This window comes from Arthrobacter sp. MDT2-3, from assembly GCF_059090465.1.
The window spans coordinates 1-242 of record NZ_JBNHFS010000029.1 but is presented as its reverse complement, the minus strand read 5'-3'; the positions used below and the strand labels follow the sequence as shown (position 1 = coordinate 242).

Sequence of the window (242 nt, the reverse complement as noted above, 5' to 3'; positions counted from 1 at the left end):
GCGGCAACCGCCCCCAGATCATCGCCACCATCAACTACCAGGACCTCCTCCCCCACCCCGAACATCCCAAAACCACCGGCACCGGCAACGGCACCGGGAACTTCGCCTTCACCGGACCCGTCGCCGCCACCACAATCCGCAAAATCGCCTGCGACGCCGACATCATCCCCGCCCTCCTCGGCACCCACGGCGAACTCCTTGACCTCGGCCGCAAAACCCGGCTCTTCACCCCCGCCCAACGC

The 242-nt window shown here is 67.4% G+C and carries 1 pseudogene; it reads left to right on the top strand.

Annotated elements, in window-relative coordinates:
* Positions 1–242, top strand: a pseudogene (locus AC5RUQ_RS20975) (HNH endonuclease signature motif containing protein); the annotation flags it as partial.